Source organism: Bradyrhizobium sp. UFLA05-109 (assembly GCF_054185165.1).
This window is the reverse complement of the sequence record NZ_JBBIAR010000015.1, coordinates 136,908-149,382: the sequence shown is the minus strand read 5'-3', so window position 1 is coordinate 149,382 and position 12,475 is coordinate 136,908. Positions and strand designations below refer to the sequence as shown.

The 12,475-nt window shown below is 64.1% G+C and carries 11 protein-coding genes and 1 pseudogene; 8 read left to right on the top strand and 4 right to left on the bottom strand.

Going from position 1 to position 12,475, the window contains the following annotated elements:
• The 7 genes and pseudogenes from Q3C01_RS13835 to hflX all read left to right on the top strand — a co-directional run.
• Positions 1-218 (top strand): annotated as a pseudogene (locus Q3C01_RS13835) (tRNA dihydrouridine synthase DusB); the annotation flags it as partial.
• On the top strand, positions 215-1,390 hold the full coding sequence (locus Q3C01_RS13830) for a two-component system sensor histidine kinase NtrB (protein WP_458145871.1): 1,176 nt from the start codon (positions 215-217) through the stop codon (positions 1,388-1,390). The pseudogene Q3C01_RS13835 and the gene Q3C01_RS13830, both read left to right, overlap by 4 nt.
• Before the next feature lie 9 nt (positions 1,391-1,399).
• Entirely contained in the window at positions 1,400-2,842 is a 1,443-nt protein-coding gene (gene ntrC, locus Q3C01_RS13825; RefSeq protein WP_254095200.1) for a nitrogen regulation protein NR(I), read from the top strand.
• Between the two features lie 228 nt (positions 2,843-3,070).
• Positions 3,071-5,446, top strand: coding sequence for a sensor histidine kinase NtrY-like (locus Q3C01_RS13820; protein WP_458145870.1), 2,376 nt, complete (start codon positions 3,071-3,073; stop codon positions 5,444-5,446).
• A gap of 17 nt (positions 5,447-5,463) precedes the next feature.
• The gene (gene ntrX / locus Q3C01_RS13815) at positions 5,464-6,834 is read left to right on the top strand and encodes a nitrogen assimilation response regulator NtrX (protein WP_458145869.1); all 1,371 of its coding nucleotides are present in this window, start codon (positions 5,464-5,466) and stop codon (positions 6,832-6,834) included.
• Positions 6,835-7,106: 272 nt separating this feature from the next.
• The gene (gene hfq, locus Q3C01_RS13810) at positions 7,107-7,355 is read left to right on the top strand and encodes an RNA chaperone Hfq (RefSeq protein ID WP_007591126.1); all 249 of its coding nucleotides are present in this window, start codon (positions 7,107-7,109) and stop codon (positions 7,353-7,355) included.
• An 11-nt stretch (positions 7,356-7,366) separates the two neighbouring features.
• Entirely contained in the window at positions 7,367-8,749 is a 1,383-nt protein-coding gene (gene hflX / locus Q3C01_RS13805; RefSeq protein WP_458145868.1) for a GTPase HflX, read from the top strand.
• Positions 8,750-8,891: 142 nt separating this feature from the next.
• On the opposite strand, the gene mazG is transcribed toward hflX, so the two are convergent.
• Entirely contained in the window at positions 8,892-9,743 is an 852-nt protein-coding gene (gene mazG, locus Q3C01_RS13800) for a nucleoside triphosphate pyrophosphohydrolase (protein WP_458145867.1), read from the bottom strand.
• Between the two features lie 125 nt (positions 9,744-9,868).
• On the opposite strand from mazG, the gene queC reads away from it, so the two are divergent.
• Positions 9,869-10,582, top strand: coding sequence for a 7-cyano-7-deazaguanine synthase QueC (gene queC / locus Q3C01_RS13795; RefSeq protein ID WP_458145866.1), 714 nt, complete (start codon positions 9,869-9,871; stop codon positions 10,580-10,582).
• Positions 10,583-10,717: 135 nt separating this feature from the next.
• On the opposite strand, the gene Q3C01_RS13790 is transcribed toward queC, so the two are convergent.
• Genes Q3C01_RS13790 through nthA form a run of 3 tightly spaced genes read right to left on the bottom strand, consistent with a single transcriptional unit; the run spans position 10,718 to position 12,410 of the window.
• On the bottom strand, positions 10,718-11,098 hold the full coding sequence (locus Q3C01_RS13790; protein ID WP_458145865.1) for a nitrile hydratase accessory protein: 381 nt from the start codon (positions 11,096-11,098) through the stop codon (positions 10,718-10,720).
• Positions 11,095-11,754 carry a nitrile hydratase subunit beta gene (gene nthB / locus Q3C01_RS13785; protein ID WP_458145864.1) on the bottom strand — a complete coding sequence of 220 codons (660 nt, stop codon included), beginning with the start codon at positions 11,752-11,754 and terminating at the stop codon, positions 11,095-11,097. The genes Q3C01_RS13790 and nthB overlap by 4 nt, the downstream gene beginning before the upstream one ends.
• Entirely contained in the window at positions 11,751-12,410 is a 660-nt protein-coding gene (nthA, locus tag Q3C01_RS13780) for a nitrile hydratase subunit alpha (RefSeq protein ID WP_458145863.1), read from the bottom strand. The genes nthB and nthA overlap by 4 nt, the downstream gene beginning before the upstream one ends.
• Positions 12,411-12,475: the final 65 nt, after the last annotated feature.

Below are 12,475 nucleotides of genomic sequence, written 5' to 3'. Positions count from 1 at the left end.
ATGAGGGCATCTGCGATCTCTATGGCTTACGCATCGGCCTCAGGCATGCGCGCAAGCATCTCGGCTGGGCGTTGGACGTTGCGGCCCATCTCAGCCGCGCGCCGACCGAGAAGCTGAAGGCTTGGCGCCAGAGCATCCTCACATCCGAGGATCCACGTGCCGTTCACCGTTCACTGCAAGACGCCTTCGACGACTTCGCATGGAGCGCTGCTGCATGAGCTCAGCCGCTGAACATCGTCGGCCGCTTCCGTCAAACGGCGACGCAATCCTCGACGCACTGCCCAATCCAGTGCTGCTGATCGGGCCGGACGGCAAGATCATCGACGCCAATATCGCGACGGAGGCGTTCTTCGAGATCTCGACCCAGTTCCTCAAGCGCCAGTCGCTAAAGGAGCTGGTGCCGTTCGGCAGCCCGCTCCTGGCATTGATCGACCAGGTACGTTCGTCGAACTCACCGATCAATGAATACAAGGTCGATCTCGGCACTCCGCGCATGGGCGGCGACCGCCAGGTCGATCTGCATGTCGCTCCGCTCACCGAGCGGCCCGGCTACATCGTGGTGATGCTCCAGGAGCGCACCATTGCCGACAAGATGGACCGCCAGCTGACACATCGCAGCGCGGCGCGCTCGGTGATTGCGCTCGCCGCGATGCTCGCGCATGAGATCAAGAACCCGCTCTCCGGCATCCGCGGTGCCGCCCAGCTCCTCGAGCAGCAAGCCTCCTCGGAGGATCGCATGCTGACGCGGCTGATCTGCGACGAGGCCGACCGTATCGTCACGCTGGTCGACCGCATGGAGGTGTTCGGCGACGAACGGCCCGTCGTGCGCGGTCCGGTCAACATCCATTCCGTGCTCGACCACGTGAAGCGCCTCGCGCAATCCGGTTTTGCCCGCAACATCCGCTTCATCGAGGATTACGATCCTTCTCTGCCACCGGTGCTCGCGAACCAGGACCAGCTCATCCAGGTGTTCCTCAATCTGGTGAAGAACGCCGCAGAAGCCCTGATCGACGTGCCCGACGCCGAGATTCAGCTCACCACGGCCTTCCGCCCCGGCGTGCGCCTGTCAGTGCCCGGTCAAAAATCCCGGGTATCACTGCCGCTCGAATTCTGCGTCAAGGACAACGGACCGGGCGTGCCGGACGATCTTCTGCCCAACCTGTTCGATCCCTTCGTGACCACTAAGCAGACCGGCAGCGGTCTTGGCTTGGCGCTGGTCGCAAAAATCGTTGGGGATCACGGTGGCATCATCGAATGCGAGTCTCAGCCGCGCAAGACCACCTTCCGCGTGCTGATGCCGATGTACTCGACCTCCATCAAACACGCCGATCAAAGCAGTCGCGCCGACTCTGCCGGGAAGCCGTCGCCTGCGTCACAGGGGGCAAAATGAGGATTGAATATGCCCGCAGGTAGCATTCTCGTTGCTGATGACGATACCGCCATCCGCACGGTTCTTAATCAGGCCCTGTCCCGGGCAGGGTACGAAGTCAGGCTGACCGGCAACGCCGCCACGCTGTGGCGCTGGGTCAGCCAGGGCGAGGGCGATCTCGTCATCACCGACGTGGTGATGCCGGATGAAAACGCCTTCGACCTGTTGCCGCGCATCAAGAAGATGCGGCCGAACCTGCCGGTCATCGTGATGAGCGCGCAGAACACGTTCATGACCGCGATCCGGGCCTCCGAGCGCGGGGCTTACGAATATCTGCCAAAGCCCTTCGACCTGAAGGAGCTGATCGCGATCGTCGGGCGAGCCCTGGCTGAGCCGAAGGAGCGGACCTCGAGCCCGGACGAAGACGCGGAGATGGAAGCGATCCCGCTGGTCGGCCGCTCGCCGGCGATGCAGGAGATCTACCGCGTCCTGGCACGGCTGATGCAGACTGATCTGACCGTGATGATCACGGGCGAGTCCGGCACCGGCAAGGAGCTGGTGGCTCGCGCGCTGCACGACTACGGCAAGCGTCGCAACGGTCCGTTCGTCGCGGTCAACATGGCAGCGATCCCGCGCGACCTCATTGAGTCCGAACTGTTCGGCCATGAGCGCGGCGCGTTCACCGGCGCCAACACCCGCGCCTCAGGCCGCTTCGAGCAGGCCGAGGGCGGCACGCTGTTCCTCGATGAGATCGGCGACATGCCGATGGAAGCACAGACGCGCCTGTTGCGCGTGCTCCAGCAGGGTGAATACACCACCGTCGGCGGCCGGACTCCGATCAAGACCGACGTGCGGATCGTTGCCGCCTCCAACAAGGATCTGCGTGTCCTGATCCAGCAGGGGCTGTTCCGCGAGGACCTGTTCTTCCGCCTCAACGTCGTGCCGCTGCGGCTGCCCCCTTTGCGCGAACGCATCGAGGACCTGCCGGATCTCGTGCGTCACTTCTTCGCACTCGCCGAAAAGGACGGCCTGCCGCCGAAGAAGCTCGACGCGCTGGCTCTCGAACGGCTGAAGCAGCATCGTTGGCCCGGCAACGTACGCGAACTTGAAAACCTCGCACGGCGCCTTGCCGCTCTCTATCCGCAGGACGTCATCACGTCGTCCGTCATCGATGGTGAGCTTGCGCCGCCCTCGGTCAGCCCGGGTGCTGCGGTCCAGCAGGGCGTCGACAATCTCGGCGGGGCCGTGGAGGCGTATCTGTCCACGCACTTCCAGGGCTTCCCCAACGGCATGCCGCCGCCCGGCCTCTATCACCGCATCCTCAAGGAGATCGAGGTCCCGCTGCTCACCGCCGCGCTCGCCGCCACCCGCGGCAACCAGATCCGTGCCGCCGACTTGCTCGGCCTCAACCGCAACACACTGCGCAAGAAGATTCGGGACCTGGATATTCAGGTGTACCGGAGCGGGGGGTAGTCCCCACCGCCGTCATTCCGGGGCCGCCTCGAAGCGGCGAACCCGGAATCTCGAGATTCCGGGTCCGGCCCTACAGGTCGCCCCGGAGTGACTGCCCAAGCGCCTGTGGATGCGCCTGTCCGCCGCGGTGCATGCGCCGCGGAATTGTCGCAATTCGGCAACAATGTGATATGAATGCATCAGTATCCGTGACCCACGGATCCCGTTTTCAGCATCACCATTGCCGGAATGACCAGCGAAGATAACTCGGGCGCTGCCTTTGATACGTCTCCAGCTACAGAAGCCCGGCGCTGGTCGCCGCGCCGCTGGCTGGCACCGTTTGCCGTCTTCCTGGCACTGCTTTCGGCTTTCCTGACCTTCGTCGTCCTGACCGGGCTGACCCGTATCGAGCCGACGCCTGACGTCGTCAGGTCGTTCCTGATGATCAACGCCGGCACCATCCTGCTCTTGGTTGGTATCATCGTCCACGAGATCTGGCAGATGATCCAGGCGCGCCGGCGGGGGCGGGCGGCGGCTCGGCTGCATTTCCAGATCGTGGGGCTGTTTTCGGTGATCGCGGTGCTGCCGGCGGTGCTGGTCGCGATCGTCGCCAACGTCACCATCGAGCGCGGCCTCGACCGGCTGTTCTCCGGGCCGACCAAGGAGGTGATCCAGAACTCACTGACGATCGCGCTCGCCTATATGCAGGATCATGCCCAGCTCATTCGCGGCGACATTTTGGGAATGGCCAACGACATCGCACATGCCCGTCCGCTCTATGACCAGGACCGGCGGTCGTTTCGCGAGCTGCTGACGGCGAGTGCAAGCTCCCGGAATCTGCCGGGCGCGATGATCATCGACAAGGATACCAACATCCTGGAATCGGCGGACACCGGCATCCGGCTCGCCTATTCGCCCCCAGCTCCGGAGTTCCTCAGCAATGTCGGCGAGAGCGAGCCGGAAATCGCCGTCCTGCCGGAGAACAACTACGTGGCGGCCGTGATCCGGCTTCGCGCCTTCAACGACACCTTCCTCTATGTCGCCCGTCAGCTTGACCCTCGCGTCGTGGCACAGGTGAAGCAGACACAGCTGGGCGTCGCCGAGTATGCCCAGATTGAATCGCGCAGACTTGGCATCCAGGTCGCGTTCGCGCTGATGTTCGCGGTGATCGCGCTGACCATCCTGATGGCCTCGGTGCTGATCGGATTGAATTTCGCCAACTGGCTGGTGGCGCCTATCAGGCGGCTGATGAACGCGGCCCATACGGTTTCGACCGGCGACCTCCACGTCCAGGTCCCCGTGCACAAATCGGAAGGCGATCTTGCCCAGCTCGGCGAGACCTTCAACAAGATGACCCAGGAGCTGCGCAGCCAGCGCGACGAACTCGTCAGCGCCAGCGACCTGATCGACAGCCGCCGCCGCTTCATCGAGGCCGTGCTGTCCTCGGCCTCCGCCGGCATCATCGGCGCCGACGCCTCGGGCAGTGTCGGCATCCTGAACCGTTCCGCGGAGAAGCTGATCGGCCACGCCGAATCCGAGACGCTCGGCCACCCCTTGTCCGAAGTGCTGCCCGAGCTCGACGATATGATGAAAACCGCGCGGGAGGGCACCCAGCGGCTGGTACAGGGCCAGATTACCATCATGCGCGACGGGCAGGAGCGCAACCTGTCGGTCCGCGTCAGCGCCGAAAAGACCAGCCAGCCGCGCGACAGCTACATCATCACGCTCGACGACATCACCGAGCTCGTCTCGGCGCAGCGCACCTCGGCCTGGGGCGACGTGGCGCGCCGCATCGCCCACGAGATCAAGAACCCGCTGACGCCGATTCAGCTCTCCGCCGAGCGTATCCGCCGCAAATTCGGCAAGACCATCACCGAGGAGAAGGACAAGTCGATCTTCGACCAGTGCACCGACACGATCGTGCGCCAGGTCGACGACATCAGACGCATGGTCGACGAGTTCTCGCGCTTTGCGCGCATGCCAAAACCCGTGATGGAAGGCGAGGACGTCGTCGACACCGTGCGGCAGGCAGTGTTTTTGATGAAGGTCGCGCATCCCGAGCTCGACATCGAGACCACTTTCAAGCAAGACCCGCTGCGCGCGCAGTTCGACCGCCGGCTGATCTCGCAGGCCGTCACCAACATCGTCAAGAATGCGACGGAAGCGATCGAGCAGGTTCCTCCGGAGGAGATCGGCAAAGATGGTGGAAAGGGCCGCATCGATGTCGTGGTCTCGCGCGAAGCCCAGGACGTGCTGATCGACGTCGTCGACAACGGAATCGGCCTGCCCAAGGTTGCGCGCTCGCGACTCCTTGAGCCGTATGTGACAACTCGGGCCAAGGGCACGGGCCTCGGGCTTGCGATCGTCGGCCGCGTCCTGGAGGACCATGGCGGGCGCATCGAGTTGAAGGATGCCTCCGACTTCCGGGCAGGCCAGCGCGGTGCCTGGATGCGGATGCGTTTTGCGATCTCGGGCCATGCCAACACCATCGAGGTGAAGGACGCGGCGCAGAAGGCCCGGGAAACTGCCAAAGAACCGGACACAAAGGCGCCGGCCGACGAAACCAAAGAGCCGGCAGAAACGACCAATGATGCAACAAGAATCAAAGCCTCAACGGGCAACTGACAGAGCGGGCGCAACCCATGGCAAATGAAATTCTGATTGTCGATGATGAGGCCGATATTCGGGATCTCGTCGCGGGCATTTTGGAAGACGAGGGGTTCGTCACCAGGACCGCGCGGGACAGCGACTCTGCACTTGCGGAGATCGCCAATCGCAGGCCGCATCTGGTGTTCCTCGACATCTGGCTGCAAGGCTCCAAGCTCGACGGCCTGCAGCTGCTCGAGCAGGTCAAGAAAGACAATGCCGACCTGCCGGTCGTCATGATCTCCGGCCACGGCAACATCGAGACCGCGGTCGCCGCGATCAAGCGCGGCGCCTACGACTTCATCGAGAAGCCGTTCAAGGCCGACCGCCTGATCCTGGTGGCGACGCGTGCATTGGAAAACTCGCGCCTGAAGCGCGAGGTGAGAGAGCTCAAGCAGCTCGCCCCGACCGCGAGCCAGCTCGTCGGCCGCTCGCCCAGCATGAACCAGCTCCGCCAGACCATCGAGCGCGCGGCCAAGGCCAACAGCCGCATCCTCATCGTCGGCCCCGCGGGCGCCGGCAAGGAACTGACCGCACGTACGCTGCATGCGGCCTCTGGCCGCGCCGACGGGCCCTTCGTCGTGATCAATGCGGCGGCGATCACGCCGGAACGCATGGAGCACGAACTGTTCGGCGTCGAGCAGTCCAACGGCGAGCAGCCGCGCAAGTCGGGCGCGCTCGAAGAAGCTCATGGCGGCACGCTGTTCATCGACGAGATCGCCGACATGCCGCGCGAGACCCAGAACAAGATCTTGCGCGTGCTGGTCGAGCAGTCGTTCCAGCGCGTCGGCGGCACCGGCAAGGTACAGGTCGACGTGCGCATCATCTCCTCGACCGCCCGCAACCTCGAGGAGGAGATCGCAGCGGGCACGTTCCGCGAGGATCTTTATCACCGCCTCTCGGTGGTCCCGATCCGGGTGCCCGCGCTCTCCGAACGGCGCGAGGACATTCCAGAATTGATCGACTATTTCATGGACCAGATCTCCGCGGCCACGGGCCTGCCCAAGCGCCAGATCGGCCAGGACGCGATGGCGGTGCTCCAGTCCCACGTCTGGCCCGGCAACGTCCGTCAGCTCCGCAACAACGTTGAGAGAGTCATGATTCTCGCTGCCGGTGGGCCGGAGGTGATCATCACGGCCGACATGCTGCCGCAGGACGTCGGCTCGATGGTGCCGGCGATGCCAACCAGCAACAATGGCGAGCACATCATGGGGTTGCCGCTGCGCGAGGCACGCGAGGTGTTCGAGCGAGACTATCTGATCGCCCAGATCAGCCGCTTTTCCGGCAATATTTCGCGGACTGCCGAATTTGTCGGCATGGAGCGATCGGCACTACACCGGAAGTTGAAGGCACTTGGCGTCGGTTGAGCCGCGTCCGATCGGCCATACGTTCATAATATCAGAGGAAAATCATCGATTTCCGTAGTTTTTCGGAGGATTTGGATGCGGGCTGCCGCGTGAAGCGGCTTGCCTAATAAGCGTACCTGTCTTCTAATCGTTCCGCCGACCCTCCGGAGGGGGATCTCATGAGGGTCGGCAACCGGGCGAGGCCCCCGCATCTCAAACCGATACTCTTTAAAAGAGGGCAGCAACCGGTCGGACGATCCAAACAACAAGAAACTCAAAGCGAGATAACAACAATGGCGGCAGACCGCGCACAAAACCTACAAGACACCTTCCTTAATCACGTTCGCAAAACCAAGACGCCACTGACGATCTTTCTGGTCAACGGAGTAAAGCTGCAGGGAATTGTGACCTGGTTCGACAATTTCTGTTTGCTGCTCCGGCGCGACGGTCACTCGCAGCTCGTCTACAAGCATGCGATCTCGACCATCATGCCCGGCGCTCCGATCCAGCTGTTCGAAGGCGGCGAGGATCAGCCGGCTTGAGAGTGATCTGATTGGAACCCCGGAATTTCGACGGGGGCGCTGACCGTCCGCGGTCGGCTGAGGCTGGACAGACAGGGCGGGTGATCGTCATCGGCCCCTATATGCGTGTGCGCGCCGGCGGAGCCGATGCGCAATCGGAAAGCCATGTCCTGCGCGATGCCGAGGCGCGGCTCGAAGAGGCCGCGGGCCTTGCACGCGCCATCGACCTCGAGATCGCAGATAGCCTGGTCGCGCCGATCGGCCAGATTCGCCCCGCGACCTATCTCGGCAAGGGCAAGGTCGAGGAGATCACCGGGCTGATCAAGAGCCTCGAAGTCGAGCTCGTGGTGATGGATTGTGCACTCTCGCCGATCCAGCAGCGCAATCTCGAGAAGGCCTGGAACGCCAAGGTGCTCGACCGCACCGGCCTGATCCTGGAAATCTTCGGCCGCCGCGCCAAGACGAAGGAGGGCGCGCTCCAGGTCGAGCTTGCACATCTCAACTATCAGCGCTCGCGCCTGGTGCGCTCCTGGACCCATCTCGAACGCCAACGCGGCGGCTTCGGCTTCATGGGCGGTCCGGGCGAGACGCAGATCGAGGCCGACCGGCGACTGATTTCCGAGCGGATCTCGCGGCTCGAGAATGAATTGAGGAAGGTGCAGGCGACGCGGCGCTTGCACCGCGCCGGCCGGCAGCGCGTACCGTACCGCGTCGTCGCGCTGGTCGGCTACACCAATGCCGGCAAGTCGACGCTGTTCAACCGCCTGACCCGCGCCGATGTGCAGGCTGCCGACATGCTTTTCGCAACCCTTGATCCGACCTTGCGCGCGCTCAGCCTGCCGCATGGTGGCAAGGCGATGCTGTCGGACACCGTCGGCTTCATCTCCAATCTCCCCACCCAGCTCGTGGCGGCCTTCCGCGCCACGCTGGAGGAGGTGCTCGAGGCCGACGTCATCCTGCATGTTCGCGACATTTCGCACGAGGACGCCGAGGCGCAGCAGAGCGACGTCGACGCCGTGCTGCGCCAGCTCGGTATCAATCCCGACGACTCCGGCCGCATCATCGAGGTCTGGAATAAAGTCGACCGGTTTGATTCCGAGCAACGCGAGGAGCTCGTGAACATCGCTGCGCGCAGGCCGTCGGATCATCCCGCGATGCTGGTCTCAGCCGTGTCAGGCGAGGGGATCGACGCACTGCTCACCGCGATCGAGGAACGGCTGGCAGCAAAACGCACCACGCTCGATCTCTCCATCGACGCTGCCGACGGCGCCGGCATCTCGTGGCTGCATCGCAATTCCGAAGTGCTGGCGAAAGAGCTGCACGACGGCCGCTTCGACATGACCGTGCGGGTGGACGAAACCAAGCGGGATATCGTGGTCAACCGCTTCGACGCCGTGCCGCATCACGCCGCGTAGGCATAATACCAAATGCGGGGTCGTCCTGGCGAAAGCCAGGACCCATTACCCCAGGAGGTGGTTTGAGCGCGGTACTGGCCGCCTCGATTCATCGATAGATTCCGCGGTATGGGTCCTGGCTTTCGCCAGGACGACGGTGGAGCTACCGGCGAACTTCCTTGCGTTTATCGTCAGCAGGCTTCTCCTCCGCCTTCGCCGCGTTCCACAGCGCGTCCATCTCCGCCAGCGAGGCCTGCGCGAGCGTGCGGCCCTGCGCCTCCAGCATACGCTCGATGTAAGCAAAACGGCGCTCGAACTTCGCGTTGGTCGCGCGCAGCGCGGTTTCCGGATCGGCCTCGACGTGGCGGGCGAGGTTGACGACGGCGAACAGGAGATCGCCGGTTTCTTGAGTCAGCTCCTCTTTGTCGTTGCGGTCGAGCGCAGCTTCGATCTCGTCGGCTTCCTCGCGGATCTTCCTCAGCACCGCGCGCGGGTCGTTCCAGTCGAAGCCGACGGTGGAGGCCTTGCGCTGTAACGCCATCGCGCGCGTCAGCGCAGGCATGCCGGCCTTGACGCTTGCCAGCAGCGATTTGTGGTTCGTCTCCTGCGGCGGCCGGCGCGCGGCGCGCTCGGCCTTCTCCTCGGCTTTGATGCGCTCCCACGCGCTCTTGACGCCGGCGGGCTGGATGTTGCCGTCCTTGTCGGCAAACACGTGCGGATGTCGGCGGATCATCTTCCGCGTGATCGCCTCGACCACGTCGCCGAATACAAACGCGTTCTCTTCCTCCGCCATGCGCGCGTGATAGACGACCTGGAGCAGGAGATCGCCGAGCTCCTCGCGGAGGTCGTCGAAATCGCCGCGCGCGATTGCGTCGGCGACCTCATAGGCCTCCTCGATCGTGTAGGGCGCAATCGTCGCAAAATTCTGCTCGAGGTCCCAGGAACAGCCGGTGATGGGCGTGCGCAGCGTCGCCATGATCTCGATCAGGCGTGAAATGTCGCGGGAAGGGGTCATTGCGGGCCAATTCTCCTCAATGTCAGCTTTATGCCGCAAGCGGCCCGGCGTTCCCAGCACAACGCCGTGAAATGAGCCGATTTCCACCGATTGGCGGCGCCGGCACACGATGCTAAATCGCGCCCATGAGCGAACAATTTTCGTCCGAAACCGCCCTGGTGCTGTTCTCCGGCGGCCAGGATTCGACCACCTGCCTCGCCTGGGCACTGAGCCGCTTTGCGCGGGTGGAGACGCTCGGCTTCGACTATGGCCAGCGCCATGCCGTCGAGCTCGCCTGCCGCGAGCGTCTCGTCGATGGCCTGAAGTCCTTGCGCCCCGATTGGGCGGACAAGTTGGGTGAGAGCCACACGCTCTCGATCCCGACGCTGGCGGCAGTCTCAGAGACGGCGTTGACGCGCGACGTCGAGATCGCGATGGGCGCCGACGGTCTGCCCAACACGTTCGTGCCCGGCCGCAATCTGGTGTTCCTGACCTTTGCCGCCGCGCTCGCCTACCGGCGCGGCATCACCCATATCGTCGGCGGCATGTGTGAAACGGATTACTCGGGCTATCCCGATTGCCGCGACGAGACCATCCGCGCGATGCAGAACGCGCTCTCGCTCGGCATGGCGCGGGCGTTCGAGCTGCATACGCCGCTGATGTGGATCGACAAGGCCGCGACCTGGCAGCTCGCGCATGAGCTCGGCGGCGACGGTCTCGTCGACCTCATCCGCGCGCAATCGCACACCTGCTATCTCGGGGAACGCGGCGCGCAGCACGACTGGGGCTATGGCTGCGGCGAGTGCCCGGCATGCAGCCTGCGCGCGAAGGGATGGGCGGAGTACGTGGCGCGACCGTAGCGACCCATCTTCCGATGTCATCACCCGCGAAAGCGGGTGATCCAGTATTCCAGAGACAGTGACGAATACGGAGAAGCCGCGGTGTACTGGATTCCCCGCTTTCGCGGGGAATGACGGCATTAAATGCGGTACGGCCTACCTCGAAAAATCCTCCGCCCTGAGCATGATCGGCTGACCATGCGGGGTGCGGTCGGCGGCGTGATCCCAGGCGTCGCGGTAGCGGTGCAGGGCTTCCGTGGAGGTGACGCCCTTGGTGGCGACGAGCCTTTCCAGTGTCGCCAGCCAGTGCAGATAATAGGTCTCGCCGGTGTCGGGATCGCCCGCCGCCTGCGCGCGCTTGATCTCCTCGGCGAGCGCTGAGGCCCATTCGCTCCAGGTGAAGACGCCGCGCTCGTGCAACGTCAGCGCCATCGCAAAGGCCTGCGCCTCCCACGGCGCACGGAACACCGGGCCACCGTCATCGCGGGGAATGCTTGGGACGGCTGCGGTCGCCTGTGCAGCAGCCGTGCTCATCACGCGGGGTCCAGATAGGGCTCGAACGCATCGATGGAAATCTTCGAGGTCGGATCGCCATCCGCGCCCCAGAGATCCCGCCCTTCGAACACCACCGTGTAGAGCCATTGCGGATTTTCGCCGAGCTCCATCGCGGCCGAATCCGGAAATACCTGGCAGCCATGGTTGCGCTCGACCACGCCGACATGGCCGCGCACATAGCGCGGCAGCCGGGTATGCGTCGCCGGATGGATATTCTTCGCGCGCACCCGATTGCCGATCTCAAAGCGGGCCGGCGCCGGAGCAGGGCGGGCGAACTTGCCGCGCACCATGATCCGCTCGAGATCGTCGACCTTGAACTTGCCGTTCCTGAGCGGCTTTGCTGGGGTCACCGCATGGCCGGCCGCGACGTCCTCCTTTGCGATATAGCCCTTGTCGAGCAGCATCTCCTCGAGCCCCAAAAACCACTTCTGGTAATAAGAGCTCGAGAGATAGACGTGCGGCGCCAAGGTCTCGCGATAGAAGCGCGACGTGTCGATGTTGAAGGCCCCAGCGCCGCCCAGCGCGCGCACCATGGCCAAGACGCGGCCTTCCCAGTCCGCGTGGAAGGTCGGCTCGTTCGGCTCGGGCTCGACCTTTCCGAACCCGTCCATGCCGCCCATGTCGTGCACGCCGTTCATGACGGCGCTCCCGGCGTCTTCGGAAAGCCGGTGCCGATCATGGAATCGCGCGTCACGAGCTCAGCGAGCTGTGTTTCGCTCCAGCCTTCCGTGCCCTCGGGCCGCATCGGCAGCACCAGGAAGCGCGTTTCGGCGGTCGAGTCCCACACCCTGATTTCGGTGTCCTTCGGCACCGTCACGCCGAAGTCGGCGAGCACGCCGCGAGGATCCTTCACCGCACGCGAACGATAGGGCGAAGCCTTGTACCAGACCGGCGGCAGCCCCAGCATTTCCCAGGGGTAGCAGGAGCACAGCGTGCACACGACCATGTTGTGGCGCTCGGGCGTATTCTCGACCACGACCAGGTGATCGCCGACGCGGCTGACATGGCCGAGCGTGCCGATCGCCTTGCTGCCGTCCTCCATCAGGGCCTCTTTGAAAGCCGGATCAGTCCAGGCCTTGGCGACGACGCGCGCGCCGTTGTGCGGGCCGATCCTGGTCTCGAAGGCCTGGATGATCGCATCCAGCGCGGCCGGTTCGACGTAGCCCTTCTCAGTTAAAATGCTCTCCAGCGCACGCACGCGCAGCTCGGTTTCGGAGAGTTCCGAATGGTCGTGATCGTGGTGATGGTCGTGCTCGCTGCTCATGGCCGGCAGGATAGGCGCACCGGTCCGCATCTGTCGAGACCCGGCGAACCGCCAATGACGCCACGTGTTTGTGACATCGCCGGCCGGCTTGCCTC

Excerpts from the sequence above, each read along its gene's own strand:
- hfq (WP_007591126.1), top strand. The coding sequence starts at position 7,107 with ATGGCGGCAGACCGCGCACAAAACCTACAAGACACCTTCCTTAATCAC.
- Q3C01_RS13820 (WP_458145870.1), top strand. The coding sequence starts at position 3,071 with ATGACCAGCGAAGATAACTCGGGCGCTGCCTTTGATACGTCTCCAGCT.
- ntrX (WP_458145869.1), top strand. The coding sequence starts at position 5,464 with ATGGCAAATGAAATTCTGATTGTCGATGATGAGGCCGATATTCGGGAT.
- nthB (WP_458145864.1), bottom strand. The coding sequence starts at position 11,754 with ATGAACGGCGTGCACGACATGGGCGGCATGGACGGGTTCGGAAAGGTC.
- Q3C01_RS13830 (WP_458145871.1), top strand. The coding sequence starts at position 215 with ATGAGCTCAGCCGCTGAACATCGTCGGCCGCTTCCGTCAAACGGCGAC.
- nthA (WP_458145863.1), bottom strand. The coding sequence starts at position 12,410 with ATGCGGACCGGTGCGCCTATCCTGCCGGCCATGAGCAGCGAGCACGAC.
- queC (WP_458145866.1), top strand. The coding sequence starts at position 9,869 with ATGAGCGAACAATTTTCGTCCGAAACCGCCCTGGTGCTGTTCTCCGGC.
- ntrC (WP_254095200.1), top strand. The coding sequence starts at position 1,400 with ATGCCCGCAGGTAGCATTCTCGTTGCTGATGACGATACCGCCATCCGC.
- mazG (WP_458145867.1), bottom strand. The coding sequence starts at position 9,743 with ATGACCCCTTCCCGCGACATTTCACGCCTGATCGAGATCATGGCGACG.